This is a genomic window from Priestia sp. YIM B13551 (assembly GCF_042787905.1).
GTDB lineage: Bacteria > Bacillota > Bacilli > Bacillales > Bacillaceae_H > Priestia.
In genome coordinates this window covers 1,289,716-1,314,245 of record NZ_JBHZOX010000002.1, presented here as the reverse complement: position 1 = coordinate 1,314,245, position 24,530 = coordinate 1,289,716, and the positions used below count along the sequence as shown (strand labels likewise).

The 24,530-nt window shown below is 37.9% G+C and carries 25 protein-coding genes and 1 riboswitch; of the genes, 22 read left to right on the top strand and 3 right to left on the bottom strand.

Annotated elements, in window-relative coordinates; all coding sequences use genetic code 11:
* Positions 1-312: 312 nt before the first annotated feature.
* The 3 genes from ACFX4N_RS16325 to ACFX4N_RS16315 all read left to right on the top strand — a co-directional run bounded on the left by ACFX4N_RS16325 (position 313) and on the right by ACFX4N_RS16315 (position 3,660).
* Complete coding sequence (locus ACFX4N_RS16325; protein WP_013059051.1) at positions 313-1,029, top strand: response regulator transcription factor; 717 nt, start codon at positions 313-315, stop codon at positions 1,027-1,029.
* Positions 1,029-2,801, top strand: a complete 1,773-nt coding sequence (locus tag ACFX4N_RS16320) for an ATP-binding protein (protein WP_028410715.1) — start codon at positions 1,029-1,031, stop codon at positions 2,799-2,801. The genes ACFX4N_RS16325 and ACFX4N_RS16320 overlap by 1 nt, the downstream gene beginning before the upstream one ends.
* Positions 2,802-2,970: 169 nt before the next feature.
* Positions 2,971-3,660 carry a peptidoglycan DD-metalloendopeptidase family protein gene (locus ACFX4N_RS16315; protein ID WP_057273992.1) on the top strand — a complete coding sequence of 230 codons (690 nt, stop codon included), beginning with the start codon at positions 2,971-2,973 and terminating at the stop codon, positions 3,658-3,660.
* A gap of 31 nt (positions 3,661-3,691) precedes the next feature.
* On the opposite strand, the gene serA is transcribed toward ACFX4N_RS16315, so the two are convergent.
* Entirely contained in the window at positions 3,692-5,266 is a 1,575-nt protein-coding gene (gene serA / locus ACFX4N_RS16310; protein ID WP_057273991.1) for a phosphoglycerate dehydrogenase, read from the bottom strand.
* Between the two features lie 298 nt (positions 5,267-5,564).
* A riboswitch (FMN riboswitch) is annotated at positions 5,565-5,707 on the top strand.
* A 154-nt stretch (positions 5,708-5,861) separates the two neighbouring features.
* Here serA and ACFX4N_RS16305 point away from each other — a divergent pair.
* Entirely contained in the window at positions 5,862-6,437 is a 576-nt protein-coding gene (locus ACFX4N_RS16305) for an ECF transporter S component (RefSeq protein ID WP_013059047.1), read from the top strand.
* Between the two features lie 78 nt (positions 6,438-6,515).
* Here the strand turns inward: ACFX4N_RS16305 and ACFX4N_RS16300 are convergent, their stop codons facing one another.
* On the bottom strand, positions 6,516-6,764 hold the full coding sequence (locus ACFX4N_RS16300) for a ferredoxin (RefSeq protein ID WP_013059046.1): 249 nt from the start codon (positions 6,762-6,764) through the stop codon (positions 6,516-6,518).
* Positions 6,765-7,021: 257 nt separating this feature from the next.
* Here ACFX4N_RS16300 and ACFX4N_RS16295 point away from each other — a divergent pair, with 257 nt between their 5' ends.
* The 10 genes from ACFX4N_RS16295 (at position 7,022) to ACFX4N_RS16250 (ending at position 16,446) form a co-directional block, all read left to right on the top strand.
* Entirely contained in the window at positions 7,022-8,071 is a 1,050-nt protein-coding gene (locus ACFX4N_RS16295; protein ID WP_013059045.1) for a YpbB family protein, read from the top strand.
* Positions 8,072-8,094: 23 nt separating this feature from the next.
* Complete coding sequence (locus ACFX4N_RS16290) at positions 8,095-9,612, top strand: RecQ family ATP-dependent DNA helicase (RefSeq protein WP_057273990.1); 1,518 nt, start codon at positions 8,095-8,097, stop codon at positions 9,610-9,612.
* On the top strand, positions 9,612-10,217 hold the full coding sequence (locus ACFX4N_RS16285; RefSeq protein ID WP_013059043.1) for a CPBP family intramembrane glutamic endopeptidase: 606 nt from the start codon (positions 9,612-9,614) through the stop codon (positions 10,215-10,217). Before ACFX4N_RS16290 ends, ACFX4N_RS16285 begins: the two co-directional genes overlap by 1 nt.
* A gap of 91 nt (positions 10,218-10,308) precedes the next feature.
* Complete coding sequence (locus ACFX4N_RS16280; RefSeq protein WP_029320381.1) at positions 10,309-10,761, top strand: DUF2663 family protein; 453 nt, start codon at positions 10,309-10,311, stop codon at positions 10,759-10,761.
* Between the two features lie 54 nt (positions 10,762-10,815).
* On the top strand, positions 10,816-11,190 hold the full coding sequence (locus ACFX4N_RS16275) for a hypothetical protein (protein ID WP_013059041.1): 375 nt from the start codon (positions 10,816-10,818) through the stop codon (positions 11,188-11,190).
* Between the two features lie 20 nt (positions 11,191-11,210).
* Positions 11,211-11,978 (top strand): metallophosphoesterase, encoded by a 768-nt coding sequence (locus ACFX4N_RS16270; protein WP_057273989.1) that lies wholly within the window; start codon positions 11,211-11,213, stop codon positions 11,976-11,978.
* Between the two features lie 107 nt (positions 11,979-12,085).
* A complete protein-coding gene (locus tag ACFX4N_RS16265) occupies positions 12,086-12,997 on the top strand; it encodes a MerR family transcriptional regulator (RefSeq protein WP_025750422.1) in 912 nt (303 codons plus the stop codon).
* A gap of 127 nt (positions 12,998-13,124) precedes the next feature.
* Entirely contained in the window at positions 13,125-13,727 is a 603-nt protein-coding gene (locus tag ACFX4N_RS16260) for a genetic competence negative regulator (RefSeq protein WP_057273988.1), read from the top strand.
* Positions 13,728-14,084: 357 nt separating this feature from the next.
* Complete coding sequence (locus ACFX4N_RS16255; protein WP_370506064.1) at positions 14,085-15,350, top strand: Glu/Leu/Phe/Val family dehydrogenase; 1,266 nt, start codon at positions 14,085-14,087, stop codon at positions 15,348-15,350.
* Positions 15,351-15,474: 124 nt separating this feature from the next.
* Entirely contained in the window at positions 15,475-16,446 is a 972-nt protein-coding gene (locus ACFX4N_RS16250) for a YpdA family putative bacillithiol disulfide reductase (protein WP_057273987.1), read from the top strand.
* 19 nt (positions 16,447-16,465) lie between these two features.
* On the opposite strand, the gene ACFX4N_RS16245 is transcribed toward ACFX4N_RS16250, so the two are convergent.
* Positions 16,466-17,437: an asparaginase gene (locus tag ACFX4N_RS16245; RefSeq protein WP_029320392.1), complete on the bottom strand. Its 972-nt coding sequence runs from the start codon at positions 17,435-17,437 to the stop codon at positions 16,466-16,468.
* 198 nt (positions 17,438-17,635) lie between these two features.
* Here ACFX4N_RS16245 and prsW point away from each other — a divergent pair, with 198 nt between their 5' ends.
* The 8 genes from prsW to rpsA all read left to right on the top strand — a co-directional run bounded on the left by prsW (position 17,636) and on the right by rpsA (position 24,519).
* Complete coding sequence (gene prsW, locus ACFX4N_RS16240; RefSeq protein ID WP_013059034.1) at positions 17,636-18,286, top strand: glutamic-type intramembrane protease PrsW; 651 nt, start codon at positions 17,636-17,638, stop codon at positions 18,284-18,286.
* Between the two features lie 146 nt (positions 18,287-18,432).
* The gene (sleB, locus tag ACFX4N_RS16235; protein WP_013059033.1) at positions 18,433-19,365 is read left to right on the top strand and encodes a spore cortex-lytic enzyme; all 933 of its coding nucleotides are present in this window, start codon (positions 18,433-18,435) and stop codon (positions 19,363-19,365) included.
* A gap of 17 nt (positions 19,366-19,382) precedes the next feature.
* Entirely contained in the window at positions 19,383-20,732 is a 1,350-nt protein-coding gene (gene ypeB / locus ACFX4N_RS16230) for a germination protein YpeB (protein WP_029320395.1), read from the top strand.
* A gap of 254 nt (positions 20,733-20,986) precedes the next feature.
* Positions 20,987-21,553 carry a flagellar brake protein gene (locus ACFX4N_RS16225; RefSeq protein ID WP_377261790.1) on the top strand — a complete coding sequence of 189 codons (567 nt, stop codon included), beginning with the start codon at positions 20,987-20,989 and terminating at the stop codon, positions 21,551-21,553.
* Positions 21,554-21,622: 69 nt separating this feature from the next.
* Complete coding sequence (locus tag ACFX4N_RS16220) at positions 21,623-21,799, top strand: YpfB family protein (protein ID WP_013059030.1); 177 nt, start codon at positions 21,623-21,625, stop codon at positions 21,797-21,799.
* Positions 21,800-21,961: 162 nt separating this feature from the next.
* Positions 21,962-22,636 carry a (d)CMP kinase gene (gene cmk, locus ACFX4N_RS16215; RefSeq protein ID WP_013059029.1) on the top strand — a complete coding sequence of 225 codons (675 nt, stop codon included), beginning with the start codon at positions 21,962-21,964 and terminating at the stop codon, positions 22,634-22,636.
* The gene (locus ACFX4N_RS16210) at positions 22,633-23,220 is read left to right on the top strand and encodes a lysophospholipid acyltransferase family protein (RefSeq protein WP_057273985.1); all 588 of its coding nucleotides are present in this window, start codon (positions 22,633-22,635) and stop codon (positions 23,218-23,220) included. The genes cmk and ACFX4N_RS16210 overlap by 4 nt, the downstream gene beginning before the upstream one ends.
* Before the next feature lie 162 nt (positions 23,221-23,382).
* A complete protein-coding gene (gene rpsA, locus ACFX4N_RS16205; protein WP_013059027.1) occupies positions 23,383-24,519 on the top strand; it encodes a 30S ribosomal protein S1 in 1,137 nt (378 codons plus the stop codon).
* Positions 24,520-24,530: the final 11 nt, after the last annotated feature.

The window sequence follows — 24,530 nt, the reverse complement described above, 5'->3', positions numbered from 1 at the left end:
TTAGTTGAAGGAAGATCCGAACGAATGAGATTCTTGATGGAGAATCTCATTCGTTCGGATTTTTTCATTGAGATGGTGAACGTAGGGTTCATGTATGTAGGTGCTTATAGCCGTGGAACAAGCGATCCCTACTAGCTTCTTTATTTTATTTATTCAGCTGTAGATTGCATGGATTTCGTTGCGTCTCAGCTTCTTTTGGGTAAAAAAAGCTGTTTTTTGTAAAGGTGTTCACGAATTGTCACATTGTTTGGGTATCATAAGTAGAACTCGCCGGTTTTTTTTTGTACACTAAGACTAGGAGGTTGAAAATACATGCAAAACGAACAAAGATTACTGCTAGTAGACGATGAAGATCGCATTAGACGATTGTTAAAAATGTACTTAGAAAAAGAAGGATACATCATTGAAGAAGCAGCCGATGGGCATGAAGCAATCGAAAAAGCGTTACACATAGATTATGATTTGATTGTATTAGATTTAATGATGCCCGGCATAGACGGTATTGAGGTTTGTAAACAAATTCGGGAGAAAAAAGCAACTCCTATTATCATGCTTACAGCTAAAGGGGAAGAAGTAAACAGAGTCCAAGGGTTTGAAGTAGGTACAGATGATTATATCGTTAAGCCGTTTAGCCCAAGAGAAGTGGTTCTTCGCGTAAAAGCACTGCTTCGACGTTCTTCTCAAGCAACGTTTATTCAACCAGAAACGAGCGTGAAAAATCTTATTGTCTTTGATCACTTAACGATTGATAATGATGCACATCGCGTTACAGCAGACGGAAAAGAAGTTAACTTAACTCCAAAAGAATATGAATTATTATGCTATCTCGCAAAAACGCCAGATAAAGTATATGACAGAGAGCAGCTGCTACGTGAAGTATGGCATTATGATTTCTTTGGAGATCTTCGTACGGTAGATACGCACGTCAAGCGTTTGCGTGAAAAGTTAAATCGTGTATCGTCACAAGCGGCGAAAATGATTGTAACCGTTTGGGGAGTAGGGTATAAATTTGAGGTTGAAAATAACTGATGTTTTGGAGAAGTGTAGTTGGTAAACTATGGTTTACTATCCTATTGCTCGTCACGCTTGTTTTATTTATTTTGACCATTTTACTGCTTCAGTTTTTTGAAAATTATCATGTTGTAGATGCAGAAAACCGTTTAACTAAAACGGCTGCTAAAATCTCTACCATTGTGCAGGAAACGGACGATGAAAAACTAGGACTATCGATTGCTCGTGAACTTGCAGACCAAGCAAGTGTAGTTATTGTTCAAGACAAAGATTTTTATTGGCATTCCACACATCCTGATAAAGAAAATAAGAAAGCTATTTCGGCCATTGTTAAACAAAACGATCAGCTAAATCAAGTGGTTGAAAAAGGTAAAGTAATACGGGAAAAAATGTACATGACTACAAAGAAAGACACGAGTGATGAGCCTTTAATGTTTGTTGTCGGTGTACCTTTAATGAAAGATAACAAACCAACAGGCGGCGTTTATTTGTATCAATCTCTTTCTGAAATTGAAGAACCCGCTCAATATACGACTAAGTTCATTTTATTGGCTGCAGGTATTGCTATTATTTTAACTACTATCTTTGCTTTTTTCTTATCCACTCGAATTACAGCGCCTCTTAGAAAAATGAGGCAGGCGGCATTTGAAGTAACAAAAGGCAACTTTGATACAAAAGTACCTATTTTAACTCACGATGAAATTGGAGAGTTAGCGATTGCTTTTAATCAAATGGGCAGGCAGTTAAAGTTTAACCTCAATGCGCTCAATCAGGAAAAAGAGCAGCTTTCAAGTATTTTAAGCAGTATGGCAGACGGTGTTATTACGTTTAGTAGAGACGGATCGATTTTAATTACCAATCCCCCAGCGGAGCATTTTCTTCAGACTTGGTATTACGAGCAGGATGTCAACAATCAGCAGGTCCCTGAGCTTCCAGCAAACGTCGTCCATTTGTTTCAAACGGTAGTAGAGACTGAAACGGAGCGAAGTGCAGAATTGAAAATTCAAGGGAAAACGTGGGTCATTTTAATGTCACCGCTCTATAATCAAACGAAAATTCGCGGTGCTGTAGCTGTACTACGTGATATGTCTGAAGAGCGTAAACTTGATAAATCGAGAAAAGATTTTATTGCAAACGTGTCTCATGAATTGCGTACACCTATTTCTATGCTTCAAGGTTATAGTGAAGCTATTATTGACGATATTGCAAGTACGGATGAAGAAAAGAAAGAAATTGCACAGGTGATTTATGATGAATCACTCCGTATGGGCCGGCTTGTAAATGAACTTTTAGATTTGGCGCGAATGGAAGCGGGACATGTGCAGCTTCACTTAGAATCTGTAGCAATGGTTGAATTTACAGAACGTGTTTTGCGTAAGTTTCAAGGGTTAGCTAAAGAAAAACATATTAAACTGTCTCTTAATGGAAAAATAGAAGATGAATTTGAAGCGATGATTGATTCAGACCGTATGGAACAAGTGCTGACAAACTTAATTGATAATGCCATTCGTCATACGGATGACTACGGAGAAGTAAAGCTGCATCTTGATAAAAGTCAATCCGAAATCCATCTTTCTGTTCAAGATACAGGAGCAGGCATTCCGAAAGAAGATCTTCCATTTGTATTTGAACGATTTTATAAAGCGGATAAAGCCAGAACAAGAGGGAAGTCAGGAACTGGTCTTGGGCTTGCAATCGCCAAAAATATTGTGGAGGCACATCAAGGGATCATTGCGGTTGAAAGTGAATTAAATGAAGGAACAACTTTCTTTATTAAACTGCCAAAGTAAGCACATGCTAAATAACAGTTTGTTCGGCTGAAATAATAAGAATAGCAAAGAGATGTGATTCAGTGGAAAATCACATCTCTTTATTTTTTCTATAAACAAGTCTAAAAGAGAAGGAATTGGCATATAGTATGTTTTGTGTGCAATGATCTACATAGGAGGTTCTTTCTTCATGATTGACGTGTTAAGAAGAATATTGGTTGTATTAGTAATGGGATTGTGTATAGGTCTTTTATTTTTGGGCGGGCAAATGGTAAAAGCAGAAGAGAAGCAGTGGGAGTGGCCGGTTGAAGGAGTCTTAACTGATATATTTGGTTCTCGTCACGCCAAACACTTTGGAATTGATATAGCAGCACCTGTTGGTACACAGGTGTATGCTGTTGCAAAAGGAGTGGTGAGTCGCTCTTACTATTCAAATACATACGGACAGGTTGTTTTTATCAAACAAACAAATGGATACGAAACGGTCTATGCTCATCTAGAGGAACGTTTTGTTGCAGAAGGAAATCGTGTAGCCGCAGGTCAAAACATTGGACGAGTTGGCAATACAGGGCGATCTTCAGGTGCACATTTGCATTTTGAAGTTCATCAAGGAAGTTGGAATCCGGATAAAACCAATGCAGTAAACCCACTTGCCAAATTGGACAAGCAAAAACTATCGGCATACGTAAAAAGCGATTTAGCTGCCACGGTTTTTCAGCAGTTACATCAGACTTCTGATAACTGTATTCTTATCCATCAAGGAGATACATTATCTGAGCTCGCAGTCAAATATGAAGTAGATATTGATCAGCTAAGAAAGTGGAATCATTTAGAAAATACGATGTTAAATGCAGGACAAGTGTTAAAGATAAGTCCATAAAAAAAGAGCCGCTAAGGCTCTTTTTTTAATGTCACAATTCAATACGCTGTATGGTCACAATTTCGCTTGTTTGTTTTAACGAGGAAATGACAGAATCATCTAAAAGTTTATCAAACGTAAGCATCATAATGGCTTCTCCGCCTTTTTGCTTACGGCCCACTTGCATGGTAGCAATGTTAATACGTAAATCTCCAAGTACTTTCCCTACATTTCCAATAACTCCGGGCTGATCACTGTGACGGATATAAAGAAGATGTCCTTCCGGATAAAAATCAATATCAAACGAATCAATATTAATAATTCGAGGTCCATAGCCTGCTATATAGGTGCCCGTAATGGTAAATGTACGCTGTTCCCCTGTTACGGTAACGTCAATCATATTGGAATATCCTTGCGTATCTTCCGATGTTTTTTCACCAAATGTAATTCCTCGTTCTTTGGCAATCATAGAAGCATTGACTTCGTTAACAGGTGAGTCGATCCGATGAGTTAAAAAGCCTGATAACAAGCTCCGTGTAATATAAGTGGTTTCCAAATCCGTCACTGTACCTCCGTAGGAGATAGAGATATGCTGAACAGGTTCTCGCATGCATTGAGATAAAATGGCTCCCATTTGTTTAGTAAGGCTCGTAAACGGCTGAATTTTTTCAAAAACTTCTTTAGAAAGCGTTGGCAAATTAATGGATGAGCTTACAGGATTACCTTCTAGAAAACGCAGAACGTCATGTGCCACGTCCTCAGCAACGTTAAGCTGGGCTTCTTTTGTAGAAGCTCCTAAATGGGGAGTTGTAATAACTTGATCAAAATGTAACAAAGGGTTATCAATCGGCGGCTCAACTTCAAATACGTCAATAGCTGCACCTTGAACATGGCCAATTTCTAAATAATGAACTAAGGCTTTTTCATCAATGATTCCGCCGCGCGCGCAGTTTAATAAAAACACACCCTTCTTTGTTTTGGCTAATGTGTCATGATTGAGCAATCCCTTTGTTTCTTTCGTAAGCGGAGTGTGCACGGTAATTACATCCGCTGCTGCTAGTAATTCATCCAGGGATAATAGTTCTACTCCTAGCTTTTCAGCTCGGGAAGAGGTTAAAAAAGGATCGTAAACGTGAACGCTCATATTGAAGGCTTTTGCGCGTTTGGCAAGTTCTGAGCCAATTCGTCCAAATCCGATAATGCCCAGGTGTTTGCGGTTAAGCTCTGTTCCAACAAATGCTGAGCGGTTCCATTCGCGCGCTTTAACTGAAGCATTTCCTTGGGGGATATGACGAAACAAGCTAGCCATCATAGCAAATGTATGTTCCGCCGTTGAAATGGTATTTCCGTTCGGCGCGTTAATAACGACAACCCCTCGTTTGGTTGAGGCTTCAATATCAATATTATCGACCCCTACTCCAGCGCGAGCAACAATTTTTAAATTCGGCATTTTTGCCAGCAAATCCTCTGTAACCGTCGTAGCACTCCGTACTAAAAGCGCATCGTACGTATGCAAATCATTCTCAACTTCTTCAACTTTTTTTCGCGTAAGATTCACATGAGGAGCTTCAAGTAGTGGAGCAAGACCTTCATTGCTAATTGAATCAGCTACTAACACATTATACATGACGTGAACATCTCCCTTGGATTTTACTATCATCAAATATTTGATAATTTACCATGTTAAAAAAATTCTGTCAATTATATTTTTCAAACTTTACGATTAGTTATCAAATACACAATTATAAACGTAAATTGGAACTATAAATATGTCATAATGCTGTTGGTTATGCACTTATTTACTTATTTTACATATAAAAACAGTAATGAAGTTTATAAAAGTCATCAATTTAATAGGAATTAAAAAACTTCTTTATTTACTTTTAATTCGAGATAACATATAATAAATTCATAATTAAATATTGGTCTATCTTCGGGGCAGGGTGAAATTCCCGACCGGCGGTAAAAAACAAATTGTTTTGAGCCCGCGAGCTTATATGTAATACATACGAGCAGATTTGGTGAAACTCCAAAGCCGACAGTACAGTCTGGATGGGAGAAGGTGGAGGTTCAGCGTTCAAAACCTAATGTGATGAACGTTTATTAAATATGCCTGCCATGTCTCCTCTCAACGAATCATTTGTTGGGAGGTTTTTGCGTGGGGATATAAAGTTGAACCTTTCTTCTTTGAAGAGTGGATCACAAAGAAGGAGAGAGGCAAGATGCAACAAAGTAAGAAAACTCAAAAGCTGGTTGTACTAGGAATGTTAAGTAGTATTGCTTATATTTTAATGATGATTAATTTTCCAATTCCTGGATTACCTCCGTTTTTAACAATTGATTTTAGCGAAATTCCTGCACTCGTAGCAGCACTTGTATTTGGACCGATGGCTGCTGTTATAGTAGAAGGAATAAAAAATTTATTGAATTATTTAATTCAAGGAAGTGCTACAGGGGTTCCAGTTGGTCAAGTGGCGAACTTTGTGGCTGGTTTACTGTTCGTTCTTCCTGTATCATACATGTTCAACCGATTTAAAACGGCTAAAGGCGTAACGATAGGTTTGGTTACGGGTACGGTGGTAATGACGGTACTCATGGCTGTCTTAAATTATTATGTCTTCTTACCAGCGTATACAATCTTCTTACAATCGCCAGAAATGTCTAGTGAACAAGCACGTCAATATATCGTTGCAGGTATTTTGCCGTTTAACTTAATAAAAGGAGCAGCAACAGGGGTTATCTTTGTCTTATTGTTTTCAAAAATGAAGCAATGGATCACGCGTCGCATTGCTGTTTAATTCAATCGCTCTCCCGGGGAGAGCGATTTTTATATATAAAAAAACCTGCAGCATGTACACTACAGGTTTGCTCAATACTTATTCGAATTTATTAGCATCGCCTTCGAATTTTTCATCCGCTACGCGAATTGAATCCGTAGGGCAGCCTTCCATTGCATCCATCATATCATCTTCTAGATCTTCTGGAATTTCTACTACACCTTGGTTATCATCTAATGTTACGAATGCAATACCTTCATCATCATAATCATAAATGTCTGGTGCTGCTGCTCCGCAAGCGCCGCATGCGATGCAAGTATCTTTATCAACAATTGTATATTTTGGCATAACAAGACCTCCTGTAAAGTGTTCGAAAATTTCTCATTATATAATCTCTTCGCGAATCAAGAGTGAAATTTCTCCTTATTCATTGTAAAATGATTTATAAAACTTTTCAATAGAAAAGTCACTGAGAATGCTTATCAAATCAAGGTTTCTTCACTTACCCAAACGTTTTGATACATAAAGGGGAGAGCTAAAAAGCCTTTATCTCACATGCTATTGGTCACTTTTGGTACAATGAATGAGAAAGGAAGTTGACACCTTTGAATTATATTCAAGTTAGCATTTTATTTTGTATAAAACAGTTAAAAGGTGAGCGAACCGCCTATGGTATTTATCATTTATTAACAGGTAAAAAGTCAGCTCAAACGATTCAAGACGGAAAAATTTTTGGAATTTCGTTTCTTTTTCAGTCATTTGTTTACTTAGATAAACGGTCTTTTGAAACCTGCGTTGCATATTTAAAAGAACAGCAGTATATTGAAGAAACTGAAAATCAAAAGTATGTGATGACAGATAAGGGACAAGCACGCCTTGAAGATGAACTGACGGCTCGACCCTTTCATCCAGCTTTAGACGGATGGAAATTCGCAAGCAGTACTCAATTATTTTTAGCAAGAATCACTTTGTTCATTCAGACCTTATCAAACCTACAGTATTTTCAAAAAGGGTTTTTACCCATTTCCAAAAATCCTGAGGTTATTCAATGGGTCAAAACGTATATTATGTCTCAAAAGCAAACGCGTCAAGAGTTAGCGGCCGAGCTATTCGAAGAGCTCCGAACGTGCTTGAAAGGTTGTACGGAACGGGACGCGTCTCTTTTTGTTTTGCAACTGACTGGATACCAAAGAGTAGGCTTTACAAAAAATCAGTTAGCATATCAATATGAACTCGATGAGCATTATGTTCATATTCAACTTTTAGGGGTTATTCACCATATCATTGAAAAAGTGAGTAAAAATAATGAAAGCTTTCATGTACTTTCTTCTTTTTTACGTGATCTATATTTAGAATTGCCTTTGACAAGCTCGACGTTAAAAACGTATAGCTGGCTTCAAAAAGGCAAGACGCTTGAAGAAATTGCTTATATAAGGCGTTTAAAAGAAAGTACAATTGAAGATCATATTGCAGAATTAGCTCTGTTTGTTCCATCTTTTTCAATCGATGCATACGTATCGCCTAAGCAGCAGGAAGAAATTGTCTCAGCCTTTGAAGGTTTGCGTACAAATAAATTAAAGGTGATAAAGGAAGAAGTAAAAGACGACGTTACCTATTTTCAGATTCGTCTCGTATTAGCAAAACATTTTACCTGATACTAAAAAAAGTGGTGTTTGATGTGAAGATAGAACAACTTCTACAGAAACAATTTGGCTATAGCCAATTTCGACTAGGACAAAAAGAGATTATTCAAGATATTTTAACGGGTCATAATGTGTTAGCGGTTCTTCCTACAGGAACAGGAAAATCATTGTGCTATCAGCTCCCAGCTTATTTGTTGAACCGACCGGTGCTGATTGTATCTCCTTTAATTTCACTGATGGAAGATCAAGTTCAACAACTAAAGGCAAGCGGAGAAAAGCGAGTTATTGCCTTAAATAGTTTCCTACAACAAGAAGAAAAACAACGAGCGCTAAAAAATTTAGCTTTTTATCGTTTTATTTATGCATCTCCTGAAATTTTGCAAAATGCTGTTGTAGTAGAAGCATTAAAGCAGGCAGAGGTAGGCCTTTTCGTTGTGGACGAGGCGCACTGTATTTCTCAGTGGGGACATGATTTTCGTTTAGATTATCTACAGCTAGGAGATATATGGAAGGAACTTGGCAGTCCGCTATGTCTGGCATTAACGGGAACTGCGACTAGGGAAGTAGTGGAAGATATTAAGCGCTACTTATCGCTTCCTGCTGTCAACGAGCACATCTATTCCATGAATCGAAGTAATATTGCGATGAAAGTTGATTTTGTTGCAAGTATTGAAGAAAAAAAAGAGAAGTTACTGATGTACGTTAGTGAACTGCAAGGTCCGGGAATTATCTATTGTTCCAGCCGATCTTGGACAGAAGCATTAACACAGCTTCTAAAGGAAAATGGGATACAGCGAGTGCAGTATTACCATGGGGGAATGGAACCGAATGAAAGAATGCTTGTTCAACAGCAATTTTTAGAAAATCAGCTTGATATCATTTGCTGCACAAGTGCATTTGGAATGGGGGTTAACAAATCGAATGTTCGCTTTGTTATTCATTTTCATACACCTACGCAGCTAGAAGCATATGTACAGGAAATTGGAAGAAGTGGACGCGATCAGCGAAACAGTATTGCGATCTTGCTTTATGCTGAAGGAGACGATGATTTTGCTCATTCTTTACTTGAAATTGAGCTTCCTTCTTCAGATACCATCTTATACTGCTTGTCGTATTTACGAAACCATGATCAGGCCATTCCTTTAAAACAAGTAGAGTCTCACTTTCTTTATACAGTGGGTGTTCAAGAAACACATTGGCGATTTATTCGTTATTATTTGTACAGAGAAAATGTAGTGAAAAATGAACATGTTGAACCCTGGAAAATTCCTGAATCGCTGCATGAAACGATTGTTACAGCTGTAAATAAACGTCTTCGAAACAAACATGACAAGTATCGTGCGATGAAGGGGTTTATTGAGACAAAAGAATGCCGTCGTCACGTGCTGCTTGGCTATTTCGATGAAACGGGAAAATCAGAGCTTGAGAATTGTTGCGATTGCTGCGGCTTGGATTTAGAAAACTATAAAAAAACAAATGGTGAGCAGGAGCAATGGACATTTCAAGGCTGGGAATTAGAATTAGCTCGTTTGCTTCGTCAAGGAGAGATATAATGGCAAAATCACAGCAAGAGCTTATTTCATCCATGACAGATGCAGAGCTAGTTAAAAATTTATATGTAACACAGCTGCTCATCTGCTTCATTGCTTTAGGCATCGGTTTTTTTACATTCGATTCGTGGAATTCCTTTTTGCAGTTTTTTCAGCTGGATTGGTCTTCTATTTTATTGTACGGGGGAGGAACAGCTCTCTTGGTAGTAGGAGGAGATATACTTCTAATGAAATGCGTACCTGAGCATTTATACGATGACGGAGGGATCAATGAACGTTTATTTGCTAATCGTTCTGTTCCTCATCTGGTTCTTATTTGCCTAATCGTTGCATGTTCAGAAGAAATACTATTTCGAGGGGTTATACAAGTTCAGTTTGGCCTTTTTTGGGCGAGTATCGTATTTGCACTCGTTCACATTCGATATTTAAAAAAGTGGTTTCTTTTTATTTCGGTTGTGTTTTTAAGCTTTTTAATAGGGTTACTTTTTTGGTGGACTGAAAATTTGTATGTCACGATTTTTACTCATTTTCTCATTGATTTTTTATTAGGCCTGCAGATACGAAAATCAAAAGGGGAATCTGCACAGCCAGAAGAACTAATGCAGTAAAGGTTAAGGAAACAGCCATTATTTTCAGTGCTACCCACATAATCTTTTATGTTCCCTCATATGTTGTACTAGCATACGAGGGGGTGGAATGATGGAAAACAAAGTGATAGACTTTGAAAGCGATGAAACACTTCAATATATATTAGCGAGCGTTATTAAAAGAAAAGAGACAGTCAATAAGCTGAAAGCTAAAGAGAAAAAATGGAAGCTTTTGTTTTTAGCCAGTGTAACGGCTGTTATTAGCTACTTTTTTTTCATATTTCAAAGCGGTTTTTTTACGACGTTTAGCGAATTTTTTTCATTTTTGTTAGGCAACATGGGGCATTTGATGTTTCTATTGCTTACCGTCTCACTTTACTTTTATACTGTACAGCTGCGGAAAAAAAGCGAGAAAGCAGAAAAGACTTTTCAAGATTTGCGCTGTGAGATTATTAAAAGAAGCAAAGAGTTATGGGCGACGCCTGAAACATGGGAGCACCGAAAAGAAACGTTCCGCTGGATGCAGTCAACCTATGGAATTAATTTATATCATGAAAACAAATAGAATCGCATGAAAAAGCCTCTTTTTACATAGAAGTTTAGTGAAGGGGGTTTTTTTGTGAGGGATTGGTTTAACTTGCTGGCTGCGTGGTTATGCAGTTATTATATCAGCAGTTTGACGGCTGTAGGCTCAAAAGCTTCGTTAACCTATTTACTTATTCAAATGATTTTACATCCGTTAGATGTGTTTAGTGTTATAATCTTGTTTTTTACGGCTCTTTTTTGTCTGTCGGCGGCAGTTCGTAAAGTGTTTCTGCAAAGTCGGTTGCTTCTAAAAGGCTATAAGGTAAAATGGCATGAATACCTTGTTTCATGTCTATGTGTGATAGGAATTTTATCGTTAAGTGCAATTGCGCTTTATCAAGTAGTAGGTTTGTTAACAATTGCGATAATTTATGCCCTTTCTTCTTTAACAGAAACACACCGGGTATAAAATGAAAAGAAGGAGAATATATGGTTATTCTTTTAATTGTTTTAGCGTTAGGCATAGGCTTGCTGATTTTTATGTTTTCAGAAGCCCATCGTACATATGTCGAAGAAAGAACGATTCATTTATCAAGATTTCCTGGAAATCAGCAGCCTTTGCGCCTGTTTTTTATATCGGATATACATAAGCGAACAGTTTCGTCGAAGCTGTTGGAAAAAATACCGGGCGAAGTAGATTTTGTGATCATAGGCGGTGATTTATTAGAAGGAGGAGTCCCTTTATTGCGGACTCGTCAAAATATTCAAAAGCTTAAAACGCTAGGACCCGTCTATTTCGTGTGGGGAAATAATGATTACGAAGTAAGTCAAATGCAATTGAAGCAGATGCTTAAAGATGAAGGAGTTATTGCCCTTAAAAACGAGCATGTCTTTGCCATTTCTAAATATGGTACTACATGCCATTTTGCGGGGGTAGATGATTTATCAGAAGGTCAGATAAATCTAAAGAGAGCTGTTTCTTCCATTGAACCTGAACAGCTTACCATTCTTCTAAGCCACAATCCTGATGTTATCTATTATGTAGATGAAGAATCAAAAGTAGATTTAATTTTGAGCGGACATACACACGGGGGACAGATACGCTTATTTAATTTTGGTATGTATGAATTAGGAGGGCTGAAAGAAAAAAGAAAGATTCCTCTTTTTGTCAGTAACGGATATGGTACAACCTCATTGCCTCTCCGTTTACAAGCTAGAGCCCAAACGCATTATATCACTTTAAAAAGGAAAGAATAGCCTTGAACAAAATCTTTACATAGCATATACAAATTTTACACACAGGATAACTTATCCTATAATTCAATTAATAGATACAGTTCACGAAGAGTAGTTGGAGGTTACGTATGGCTCACGAAGGGAAGTATAATATTAAAGCCATCTCAAATATGGTCGGAATCCAGCCGGGAACTTTGCGTGCATGGGAACGACGTTATCAAATTTTAAATCCTGTCCGCAACGATTCGGGGCATCGGTTATATACAGAGGAAGATTTGCGGAAATTAAAATGGCTCACGGAAAAAGTGAGCGGAGGTTTTACCATAAGTCAAGCGGTTTCGTTATTAGAAACGGAAAGTAGTACAGTAGGAACGTTTGAAGAAGAAGGAGAAGTAGATTCCCCTCAAAAAATTAGGGATGAGCTGTTAACGATGCTTTTATCTTTTGAAGAAGGAAAAGCACAGGATTTAATTAATCATGCTTTTAGCCTGTATTCGGTAGAAAAAGTGGTTATTGATATTTTGGGTTCTCTACTCGTGACGGTTGGAGATATGTGGGAAAAAGGGCAAATTACAAGTGCTCATGAGCATTATACGACTCAAGTATTAAAAACGCGTATCAGCATGATTTTTTATTCGCTGCCTTCAAATGGCTTATTGCCTAAAGCGATTGCTGTATGCGGGCCTAACGAGACACATGAAGTGGGACTCCTAGTCTTTACGCTATTTTTACGACGTAAAGGGTTTGAGGTTATTTATTTAGGAAGCAGCATTGAAGATAAAGATGTTGAGTTAATTGTTAAAGAAGTAGACCCAACGTTTTTATTTATGTCATGCACAATGATGGAAAATGCTGAGAAAACACTAAATTTGACGAACCAAATGATAAAGAAATTCCCGCATCTCAAAGTAGGATTAGGCGGTTATGTGTTTGATGGTTTAGATAGCAAAAGAAAAGGCGAGGCCCAGCCGTTTATTTTAGGAAATACAAAAGAAGAGTGGAACAGCTGGCTAACAAAAAAATTAGCAGAAATTGATTGAGAATAGCTTGTCTTTCCTATCATAAACCTGTAAACTCGTAAGTAAACATCACGAACCGTTTTCCAAAAAATACATATACTGCATTATCGAACCATGTGGTTATGAGTGCAAGCGGGGAGGGACGCTAATGAGGCTTGAACGATTAAACTATAATAAGCTAAAAGTTTTTTTGACCTACGATGATTTAAAAGAAAGAGGGTTAACAAAAGAAGATCTATGGACAGATACATTCAAAGTAAAGCAGCTCTTTCGTGAGATGATAGAGCAAGCTTCTCAAGAACTGAACTTTGAACCTACAAATTCTCTTTCGGTAGAAGTTTTTTCACTTCAAGCACAGGGAATGGTTGTATTTGTGACAAAGCAGTATGAAGAAGAAACCAGCTACGGTGAGTTAGATGAAGACGAGTTCGAAGACTTCATTGAAATGCAGGTCATGCTAGATGAAAGCGAAGACATGTTTTTTGAGTTTGATTCATTTGAAGATGTCATTCAGCTGACCAAACGCATGTCGAACTTTTACGATACGGATAGCGTGCTCTATTCATTTGATAAACGTTTTTACGTGCTGTTGGATTATCACATGCTGTCACCGGCTGAAGTGGGGAATATGATTGCGGTTTTAGCGGAGTATGGAAATCCCTCTACAATTACAAAGCACCGCGTAAATGAATATGGAAAAATGTTAGTAGAAAAGAGAGCTTTGGAGTATATTAACTCTGTCTTTTCTTAACTGTTTAATTGAAATAATTACACCCGTGAAGGATAAAGCACTTTTATTAAAATAAGAGTGGCTGCACTTTCAGCTTGTACAAAGTTGTTGAAAGTGCTCTTTATCACCGGGTGTTTTTTATTTTTTTTAGACGATTAAAGCATACTAGAAAAGAGGCAGACTTAAAACATTGTAGCATACCTTGTAAAGTTAATGGAAGCGTTTTCTTTAAAGAGCACAAAAAATACTAAAAGTTCGATATTTTCCTTTGCAATGTAAAACTAAGGGTGTATACTATGTCATGAAAGAAGCACCATTCAATTAAAAACGAATAATTTTCGATACATTTTAGGAGGTTTACAGATGGTAGCCGACAAGATGCAAGACAGTAAAAATAGTCAAGAAGAGAAGCATGATGTTTTAAAATCTACACAAACAGTGATACATAAAGCGTTAGAAAAACTAGGCTATCCTGATGAAGTGTATGAACTATTAAAAGAGCCATTACGAATGATGACAGTAAAAATTCCTGTTCGTATGGATGACGGATCAGTTAAGATTTTTACAGGTCACCGAGCGCAGCATAACGATGCAGTTGGTCCTACGAAAGGCGGAATTCGTTTTCACCCAAACGTAACTGAAAAAGAAGTAAAAGCTCTATCTATATGGATGAGTTTAAAATGTGGAATCGTTGACCTTCCTTACGGTGGAGGAAAAGGTGGAATTGTTTGTGATCCTCGAAATATGTCTTTTGGAGAATTAGAGCGTTTAAGCCGCGGATATGTTCGTGCGATTAGCCAAATTGTTGGACCAACAAAGGATATTCCAGCGCCGGATGTGTTTACAAATTCACAAATTATGGCTTGGATGATGGATGAATACAGCCGGATTGATGAATTTAACTCACCGGGCTTTATTACTGGAAAGCCCCTTGTCTTAGGTGGTTCGCACGGCCGTGAAACAGCGACTGCAAAAGGAGTAACTATCTGTATTCGTGAAGCAGCGAAAAAACGAGGCATTGAATTACAAGGTGCACGGGTAGTAGTACAAGGGTTTGGAAATGCAGGAAGCTTTTTAGCTAAGTTCATGCACGACGCTGGCGCTAAAATTGTAGGGATATCCGATGCGTACGGAGCGCTGCATGACCCTAACGGTTTAGACATTGATTATTTATTAGATCGACGCGATAGCTTTGGTACAGTAACGAAATTATTCAATAATACAATCAGCAACAAAGAGCTACTTGAACTTGACTGTGACATCCTAGTTCCAGCTGCGATTGAAAATCAAATTACAGAAGAAAACGCCCATAACATTCAAGCGAGTATTGTAGTAGAAGCAGCAAATGGACCAACAACTCTTGAAGCAACGCGCATTTTGTCAGAGAGAGGAATTTTATTAGTTCCAGACGTTTTGGCAAGTGCCGGCGGTGTAACAGTCTCTTATTTTGAATGGGTGCAAAATAACCAAGGTTATTATTGGACGGAAGAGGAAGTAGAAGAAAAGCTTGAAAAAGTAATGGTTAAATCATTTAATAACATCTACGAAACCTCTACAACTCGAAAAGTCGACATGCGTCTAGCTGCTTATATGATAGGCGTAAGAAAAATGGCAGAAGGCTCTCGTTTCAGAGGCTGGATTTAAAAACAGAACAGCAGAACAATTGCGTAAATAGAAAAAATCTCCTATCATTAATGAGGAGATTTTTTTGTTTTACACTGCGTTAAAATAAAAAAAAGGTGCGTTTATAACTGAAGGAGTGACAGGCATGAAGAAAGAAAAAGTAATTATTGTTGGCGGAGGACCATGCGGCCTTTCAGCAGCTATTGAGCTTCAACATACAGGTATTGATGCCCTTGTAATTGAAAAAGGGAACATTGTGAATGCAATTTATAACTATCCCACCCACCAAACGTTTTTTAGTTCGAGTGAAAAACTAGAAATTGGGGATGTCCCTTTTATTACCGAAAATCGTAAGCCTGTGCGCAACCAAGCTCTTGCTTACTACCGAGAAGTGGTGAAGCGCAAGCAAGTTCGAATTCAGCCGTTTGAACGTGTCTTGCAAGTAGACAAACAAGCGGAAAACCAATTTATTGTCACAACATCTAAAGAGACATATGAAGCGGAGAATGTCATTATAGCTACAGGCTATTACGATCATCCTAATTATATGAATGTGCCTGGTGAAGATTTATCAAAGGTATTTCATTATTTTAAAGAAGCGCATCCGTACTTTGATAAAGATGTAGTCGTTATAGGCGGAAAAAACTCTAGCGTCGATGCAGCTCTGGAATTGGTGAAGTGTGATGCAAGGGTGACGGTTATTTATCGTGGCTCAGATTACTCACCTAGCGTAAAACCTTGGATATTGCCTGAATTTGAGGCGCTGGTTCGAAATGGAACAATTGGGATGCATTTTAATGCTCATGTAACAAAGATAACGGATGAAACGGTAACATATGAGCAGGAAGGGAAAGAATCTACGATTAATAACGATTTCGTTTTTGCCATGACTGGCTATCACCCTGATCATTCGTTCTTAACAAAAATGGGTGTGGAATTAGATGATGAAACAGGCCGCCCTTCTTTTAACGAAGAGACGATGGAAACAAACGTGGAAGGAATTTATATCGCTGGTGTGATTGCTGCAGGAAACAATGCTAATGAGATTTTTATCGAAAATGGACGTTTTCATGGAAAATCAATTGCTTCTCATATTATCAACAAAAACAACGCATAGGCTTCTATGCGTTGTTTTACTAATGATTAAATAGCTGCTGCAGCTCATCATGATTCGTTGTTACTTGGAGAGCAACTAACAGTTTAATGCGTGCTTTAGGACCATTTAAGCCATTTGAAAAAATAACGCCCATCTCTTTCAACTGCTTGCCACCGCCTTCATATCCATATACATCTTGAGCAATTCCATTAAAACAGCGAGAAACGAGCACGATGGGTATCTTTCGCTCCAAAAGCAATTGAATGCCTGGAATTGTGAGAGGAGGTAGATTTCCTTGACCGAGGGCTTCAATTACAAGTCCATCAACATTCATTGAAGCCACTGCTCGAAATAAATGGTCGTCCATTCCTGCATAAGCTTTTAATAAAGTGATTTGTTTATCTATCTGATTGACAGGATAAAATTCATGTTCTGTAGGCATGTGGTGAAAAGATACGCCGCGTTTTGTGATTAATCCTATTGGCCCGTACTGAGGGCTTTGAAATGTCGCCACGTTGCTTGTGTGGGTCTTGGTCACATTTTCAGCGGTATGAATTTCATCGTTCATCACAACTAAGACACCTTTTCCCTTTGCACCGTCACTAATAGCCACCCGAACCGCAGATATAAAATTATAAGGACCGTCTGAACCAATTTCATTGCTTGATCTCATGGCTCCAGTTAAGACAATTGGAATATCTGTATGCACTGTTAAATCTAAAAAATAAGCGGTTTCTTCCAGCGTGTCCGTACCGTGGGTTAACACGACTGCATCAATTTTGCCTTCATTAATTTTATCGCGTATTTTTCTTGAAAGTATAAGCATTTCCTTAGGAGTAATGTGAGGAGAAGGCAGATGAAATGCTTCTTCTACGATTACATTGGCCATACCTGAAACAGATGATGTTGAGCGGTGGAGCGGATTTTGAATATCTGGTGTTACCGATCCAGTTGCCATGTCTTCTTTCATAGAGATTGTGCCGCCGGTGTGAAGAATATAAACAGTTTTCATAGAGAGCTCCTTTCAATTTTTCATATAAGTATGATACATTTTTTGGTATACTTGTTTAAGGTCTTTGTTAGGCTTTGTAAATCGACAGCAAGTTATGTGAGCATTTACATATAAAGATAAGGACATTATAGACGGAGATTTTCATCCTAAAGATAACATGTTACTATTAAAAAAAATAGAGGAGATGAGGCGCTATTTATGTTGGCGATTGTATCTGCAGGCATTGCGCCAGGATTGGCATTGTTAAGTTTTTTTTATTTGAAAGATGAATATGAAACTGAGCCTATTTCAATGGTATTAAAAACATTTATTTTTGGAGCAATGCTTGTTTTGCCAATTATGTTTATTCAATATGTATTTGGTGAAGAACACGTTTTTCAATCACCTTTTCTTCAAGCATTTTTTACGACAAGCTTTTTAGAAGAATTTTTCAAATGGTTCATTTTATATTTCACGATTTATCAGCATGTGGAATTTGATGAGCATTATGATGGAATTGTTTACGGGGCAGCTGTTTCATTAGGTTTTGCTACCGTTGAAAATATTTTATATTTATTTGCAAATGGTTTAGAATCAGCGCTAGGAAGAGCCTTTTTACCCGTATCTAGTCATGCTTTATTCGGCGTCATTATGGGGTATTATTTAGGGAAAGCAAAGTTTTCTGAAGGAAAGGAAAAAACGAAGTGGACGCTGTACTCCGTATTTGCGCCGCTCATTTTACATGGAACATATGATTATATTTTAAAAACAATGGATCATTGGGTATTTATTATTATTCCATTTATGATTTATTTATGGTGGCTGGCGTTAAGAAAAGTAAAAAAGGCCAAACAGCCATCGATTGTCTAGGCTCAGCTTGTAAATCTTTTTTGAGAGATTTACGAGCTGAGTTTTTTTCATTTCGGTAAATTTTGCGCATCTTGTATAAAAAAACAACCTTTACAAAAAATACTCCTATCATCTTATCAGTTACATACGATGTAGGAGGTTTTGTCATGTTATCATTTCGATGTTTTAAAAAGTATGCATGTCTCATATGCATATGTTCATTTATTGCAGCATCCGTTGTGAGTCCAAAGGCCGCTCACGCGTTTTCAAATCAAGTCATTCAACACGGAGCAGTTGGAGATGACGTTATTGAGCTGCAGTCGAGACTTCAGTATTTAGGTTATTATAATGGGAAAATTGACGGTGTATTTGGATGGAGCACATACTGGGCACTGCGCAATTTTCAATATGAATTTGGCATTAAAAAGATTGACGGTTTAGCAGGCTGGCAAACAAAGATTAAATTAGCCAACGCAACAAAATATCACGAAAACTATGTGAAAAATCAAATTAGAAAAGGGAATAAGTTTACGCACTATGGCGGTCAGCCTCTTGATCAACAGTCTAAAGGAAGCGGTAGCAGTGGGAAAAGCAGGGTGAACAATGGTCAGCAAAAAGCACAAAGCGGATCTTCTCAAGCAAAAAAACCTGCCAGTCAGCCGCAGCGTAATACGTCTAAAGGAAATTCTGAACAACAGAAAGAAAAAGCACAAAAGCCAACAGCGGTGAATGTACCAAGCGGTTTTTCACAAAACGATATTCAGCTCATGGCAAATGCCGTGCATGGTGAAGCACGGGGTGAACCATATAATGGCCAAGTAGCCGTAGCGGCCGTTATTTTGAACCGAGTTAACAGTCCGTCATTTCCAAATACAGTCGCTGGAGTTATTTTTGAACCGCGTGCATTTACTGCCGTAGCAGATGGGCAAATTTGGCTTGAACCCAATCCAACATCTAAAAAAGCGGTTATGGATGCGATTAACGGATGGGATCCTACTGGGAATGCTATTTATTACTTTAATCCGGATACAGCAACAAGCGCATGGATTTGGTCACGTCCTCAAATTAAGCAAATCGGGAAACACATTTTCTGTCGATAAAGAGAGGTGAAGGAAACATGATTCGAACAATTTTAATTGTATTATTAGCTATTGGTGTTGTAGGTGTAGGGTATTGGGGGTACAGCGAACATCAAGAAAAAGATGCTGTGCTGCTTCAAGCGGAGAATACGTATCAACGAGCATTTCATGATTTGTCATATCAGCTAGATTTATTAAATGATAAAATTGGTGGCACGCTCGCCATGAGTTCGAGAGATCAGCTTTCGCCCGCGCTTGCAGAAGTATGGCGTTTAACTTCTGAAGCTCATAACAATGTAGGACAGCTGCCTTTATCGCTTTTACCGTTCAATAAAACAGAAGAGTTTCTTTCAGATGTTGGTGACTTTACGTATAAAGTGGCGGTAAGGGATTTAAGCAAATCCCCCCTAACAGATAAAGAGTATAAAACGTTAAATTCGCTTTATGATCAGTCAGGCGAAATTCAAAATGAAATGCGCCAAGTACAGCATCTAGTCATTGATAACAACTTGCGCTGGATGGATGTTGAGCTAGCCTTAGCCACAAAAGAAAAGCAAGGGGACAATACGATTATTGACGGATTAAAAACCGTTGAAAAAAGTATGGATTCTTTTGCCGAAACAGATTTAGGCGTTATGAATGCAACGAATGAGCAGGAAAAAAACGCTTTTCATCAATTAAAAGGTAGAGAAGTTAGTGAAGATGTTGCAAAACAAGTGGCGCGTTCGTTTTTGAATTTAAAAGGAAATGAACAAATTCATATTGTAAAGAGCGGAAAAGATGCCGATTATGAGGTGTACAGCTTAACCATTACAGATCCAAAGACTAAACAAGAGACGTATATGGATATTACACAAAAAGGTGGATATCCGCTTTGGGTGCTCGAAGATCGAGATATTAAAAAACAAAATATTAGTTTAAACGATGCTATGAACAAAGCGACTAAGTTTTTAAAAGATCATCGTTTTGAAAGCCTAGTGATGGCTGAAAGCGCTCAATATGATAACATGGGAGTCTTTACATTCGTAGAGCAAACGGAAAGTGGAGTTCGGATTTATCCGGATTCAGTTAAAATGAAAATGTCTTTAGAAGATGGATCTGTGATTGGTTTCTCAGCTAAAGACTTCTTATTAAAACATCGTACAAGAGATATTCCAAAACCTAAAATTTCGAAAGAACAGGCAAAAACCAAGCTGAACTCGAATGTAAAAGTGATGGAAGAACGCTTGGCAATTATTACGAATGATTTAAACGAAGAAGTGCTATGCTATGAGTTTTTAGGGACAATAAAAAATGATACGTATCGTATTTTCATCAATGCCGATACGGGTTTTGAAGAAAAAGTCGAAAAACTGCAAAACTCAGAACCTTTATATAATGAAGTGTAAAGTTGATAAAAACCGGTGTCTATAGACACTGGTTTTTGTGTTTTGTAATATTTTATTGAGTCTAAATAACTAATTTATATTTACAAAATAAACATATTTGACTATGTTTAAATAAAGGGAAAAAGTGTATATAGTGGAACTGAAGGAGAGAGAAGATGATAAAAGCGGGAATGAGGTTGACGTTAGAGAGCGGGCACAGAGAGTCTACATTACAACAAACATATCGATGTAAAGTAGTTTAGTTTACCGAAGACGTGATTTATATTAGCTATCCGCTAAATGAAGAAACGCAGCGAAGTGCTTTTTTACTAAAAGGTACAAAATTGCTTGCTACGTTTATTGGATATGATCAAAATGTATATACCTTTCCAACTGAAGTAACAGGGCGTGAAATAAAAGGCATGCCTGTTGTGAAGCTCTTTTACCCGGGCGATAAAAAGTTAAAATCCATCCAAAGAAGAAATTTTTTCCGTGTGCCGCTTACAGTGAAGGCGGTGATAGAAAGTGAACAAGAACAGCAGGATGTAATGGAAATCATGACTAAAAACATCAGTGCAGGTGGAATAGCCGGCTCCTTCCATCACTCGCTGCTTTTTAATGAGAAAGATTCGGTTGTTGTACGATTAAGTCTTCCTAATCGTGAGGGAGCTTTGCAGCATCTTGAATTAAAAGGGGAAGTTGTACGAATTACCGCCCCGACTTCTTGTAAAGTAGGTCAGCTATCTATTAAATTTATGAATATGGAAAAACAAACGAAAGAAATGATGATTCGTTATACCTTAAAGCGTCAGCTCGACCTAAGAAGAAAAGGTCTTCTTTAGCGTATAAAAAAAACTTCTCTTTCCTAAACTGTAAGCAAAGGTATTACTTCTTACAAAAGGAGAAAAAAGGTGAATCGAATAGAACGAATTTTAATTAAATTAGTGGTTATTCAATTTGTGTTTTTAATAATTGCCCAATGTATTTTACTATCTAGCAGTCACAGTACATATTTCTCAAAGGTTATTCAGTATGAGGGAGTTAGCAAAAATAATTTTAATAAAATTATTGAAACATTCGACCAGTAGTCGGACGTATGGTAGAATAACTAGGAAAGAAACATGCAGTGAACACCAGGCAGGAGAAGACCCCCTGCTCTTTTTTTCGTTTATAAACGCTTCATATAAAATGGCTCATTGTATAAAAGATGAAAGTGGTTTGTTCCTGTTTTGAAATTAAGGGAGGCACTTATGGAAAAACAAATTTCAATCGCGATTGACGGTCCTGCAGCTGCTGGGAAAAGTACAGTGGCAAAGATTATAGCAGAAACCTTATCATATATTTATGTTGATACAGGAGCGATGTACCGTGCTCTAACGTATCAAGCGCAGAAAAACCAGGTAGATTTGCAAAATGAAGAAGAGCTATTGCATTTGCTTAACGAAACAGTAATCGATTTAAAACCGTCTGAATCTGGACAGGTAGTCATCTTGAATGGACAGAATGTTACAAGTGAAATTCGTTCCGCAGAAGTAACTAACTCTGTATCCATCGTAGCGAAACATCGTGCAGTTCGTGAAGAGATGGTAGCGAGACAGCAGGGCCTTGCTAAAGATGGAGGCGTTGTAATGGATGGACGTGATATCGGTACACACGTGCTTCCTCACGCAGAAGTTAAAATCTTTTTATTAGCGTCTGTGGATGAAAGAGCACAGCGACGCCACGACGAAAACATAAAAAAAGGTTTTGAATCAAATTTAGAGCGTTTAAAAGAAGAAATTGCCCGCAGAGACAAGCTGGATTCTGAGCGCGAAGTAGCACCTCTTAAAAAAGCTGAAGATGCAATTGAAATCGATACAACTTCCTTATCGATTGAAGGAGTTGTAGAAAAAATCCTTTCTATTACAAAAGAAAGGATTGGATGATTTTGAGCTTTTATATGTTTGCACGTGCCATTGTAAAAGGCATTTTAACACCAGTTTATCGTTATGAAGTAATCGGTGCAGAAAATATCCCTTCAGAAGGCGGAGTGTTGCTTTGTTCAAATCATATTGACAACTTAGATCCGCCTACTGTAGGTGTGACATGTCCAAGGCCTATTTCGTTTATGGCAAAAGCAGAGCTGTTTAAAGCACCTTTTCTGAAGACGGTTCTGCCAAAGTTAGAAACATTCCCTGTAAAGCGCGGGATGGCAGATCGTGAAGCTTTGCGCCAAGGGTTAAAGATTTTAAAAGAAGGAAAAGTGCTTGGATTATTTCCCGAAGGAACAAGAAGTAAAGATGGGAAATTAGGAAAAGGGATGGCTGGAGTAGGCTTTTTTGCTTTGCGTTCAAAAGCAGCTGTTGTGCCTTGCGCTGTTATTGGTCCATATAAGCGTTTTGCAAGGTTAAAAGTAGTATACGGACCGCCAATTCAGATGGATGAGCTTCGCGAACGAAAAGCATCAGCCGACGAAGTAACCGAAGTTATTATGAAAAGCATTGGTAAATTAATTGAAAAATATCAATAGTTTGTAACCTTATGACTTGACAAAAGATTCTATTTATTAGAAGTTAGTAACAAAGAGAGTTTTTTCTATACAGAGCTATATACAATAATGATGAGCTAAAAGAGTGAAGAACTCTTACAAGGGAATACATATTGTAGATGGATATTGGAGGAGGAAAAGACGATGACAGAAGATATGAATCAAGTAGAGGTAACGTCATTAGAAGTAGGAGAAACAGTAAAAGGTACTATTACAAAAGTAGAAGAAAAGCAAGTGTATGTAGATGTACCTAACAGCAAACTAGACGGTATTATTCCAATTAGTGAATTAGCGAGCTTACATATTGAAAAAGCAGGCGATGTAATCCAAGAAGGTGCCGAAGTCGAAGCGAAAGTAATTAAAGTGGAAGACGATTTGCTTGTGCTATCTAAACGGGCTGTAGATGCTGAAAAAGCATGGGATGGTTTAGAAGCAAAACTTTCTTCAGGTGAAGTGTTTGAAGCGGTAGTCAAAGAAATTGTCAAAGGCGGATTAGTAGTAGATATTGGTGTAAGAGGGTTCATTCCAGCTTCTCTTGTTGAAACTCATTTCGTTGATGATTTTGCAGAGTATCAAGATCAAACTCTTACGGTCAAAGTAGTGGAATTAGATAAAGAAAAAAATCGTGTGATCCTTTCGCATCGTGCAGTTGTAGAAGAAGAGCTTGTACAACAAAAAGAAAATGTTCTTGAGTCATTAAAAGAAGGTCAGGTTTTAGAAGGAACCGTTCAGCGCTTAACAGACTTTGGTGCGTTTGTAGATGTAGGCGGAGTAGATGGGTTAGTGCACATTTCTCAGCTTTCACACACGCGTGTAGAAAAACCTTCAGACGTAGTAGCTGAGGGAGATGCTGTGAAAGTCAAAGTATTGTCTGTTGACAAATCAACGGGGCGTGTTTCATTATCTATTAAAGATACTTTAGAAGGTCCATGGTCCAACATTTCTACGAAGCTTCGCCAAGGTGATGTAGTAGATGGAACCGTTAAAAGACTTGTATCTTTTGGAGCTTTTGTGGAAGTTCTACCTGGAGTAGAAGGACTTGTACACATTTCTCAAATTTCCCATAAGCATATCGGGACACCGCATGAAGTGCTTTCTGAAGGCGAAAAAGTGACGGTGAAAGTACTTGATGTGAATGAACAAGAACGACGCGTTTCGTTAAGCATTCGGGATCTTGAGGAAGAAGAACAAGAAGATTACGGTGACTATGAATTACAAGAAGAGTCAAAAGGTTTCCAATTAGGTGATATGATTGGGGATCAATTAAAAAAATTAAGATAAGTAATGGTGAT

Bases quoted from the DNA above. Each gene is read 5' to 3' on its own strand.
- ACFX4N_RS16325 (WP_013059051.1), top strand. From the start codon at position 313: ATGCAAAACGAACAAAGATTACTGCTAGTAGACGATGAAGATCGCATT.
- ACFX4N_RS16320 (WP_028410715.1), top strand. From the start codon at position 1,029: ATGTTTTGGAGAAGTGTAGTTGGTAAACTATGGTTTACTATCCTATTG.
- ACFX4N_RS16315 (WP_057273992.1), top strand. From the start codon at position 2,971: ATGATTGACGTGTTAAGAAGAATATTGGTTGTATTAGTAATGGGATTG.
- serA (WP_057273991.1), bottom strand. From the start codon at position 5,266: ATGTATAATGTGTTAGTAGCTGATTCAATTAGCAATGAAGGTCTTGCT.
- ACFX4N_RS16305 (WP_013059047.1), top strand. From the start codon at position 5,862: ATGCAACAAAGTAAGAAAACTCAAAAGCTGGTTGTACTAGGAATGTTA.
- ACFX4N_RS16300 (WP_013059046.1), bottom strand. From the start codon at position 6,764: ATGCCAAAATATACAATTGTTGATAAAGATACTTGCATCGCATGCGGC.
- ACFX4N_RS16285 (WP_013059043.1), top strand. From the start codon at position 9,612: ATGGCAAAATCACAGCAAGAGCTTATTTCATCCATGACAGATGCAGAG.
- ACFX4N_RS16280 (WP_029320381.1), top strand. From the start codon at position 10,309: ATGGAAAACAAAGTGATAGACTTTGAAAGCGATGAAACACTTCAATAT.
- ACFX4N_RS16270 (WP_057273989.1), top strand. From the start codon at position 11,211: ATGGTTATTCTTTTAATTGTTTTAGCGTTAGGCATAGGCTTGCTGATT.
- ACFX4N_RS16265 (WP_025750422.1), top strand. From the start codon at position 12,086: ATGGCTCACGAAGGGAAGTATAATATTAAAGCCATCTCAAATATGGTC.
- ACFX4N_RS16260 (WP_057273988.1), top strand. From the start codon at position 13,125: ATGAGGCTTGAACGATTAAACTATAATAAGCTAAAAGTTTTTTTGACC.
- ACFX4N_RS16255 (WP_370506064.1), top strand. From the start codon at position 14,085: ATGCAAGACAGTAAAAATAGTCAAGAAGAGAAGCATGATGTTTTAAAA.
- ACFX4N_RS16250 (WP_057273987.1), top strand. From the start codon at position 15,475: ATGAAGAAAGAAAAAGTAATTATTGTTGGCGGAGGACCATGCGGCCTT.
- ACFX4N_RS16245 (WP_029320392.1), bottom strand. From the start codon at position 17,437: ATGAAAACTGTTTATATTCTTCACACCGGCGGCACAATCTCTATGAAA.
- prsW (WP_013059034.1), top strand. From the start codon at position 17,636: ATGTTGGCGATTGTATCTGCAGGCATTGCGCCAGGATTGGCATTGTTA.
- sleB (WP_013059033.1), top strand. From the start codon at position 18,433: ATGTTATCATTTCGATGTTTTAAAAAGTATGCATGTCTCATATGCATA.
- ypeB (WP_029320395.1), top strand. From the start codon at position 19,383: ATGATTCGAACAATTTTAATTGTATTATTAGCTATTGGTGTTGTAGGT.
- cmk (WP_013059029.1), top strand. From the start codon at position 21,962: ATGGAAAAACAAATTTCAATCGCGATTGACGGTCCTGCAGCTGCTGGG.
- ACFX4N_RS16210 (WP_057273985.1), top strand. From the start codon at position 22,633: ATGATTTTGAGCTTTTATATGTTTGCACGTGCCATTGTAAAAGGCATT.
- rpsA (WP_013059027.1), top strand. From the start codon at position 23,383: ATGACAGAAGATATGAATCAAGTAGAGGTAACGTCATTAGAAGTAGGA.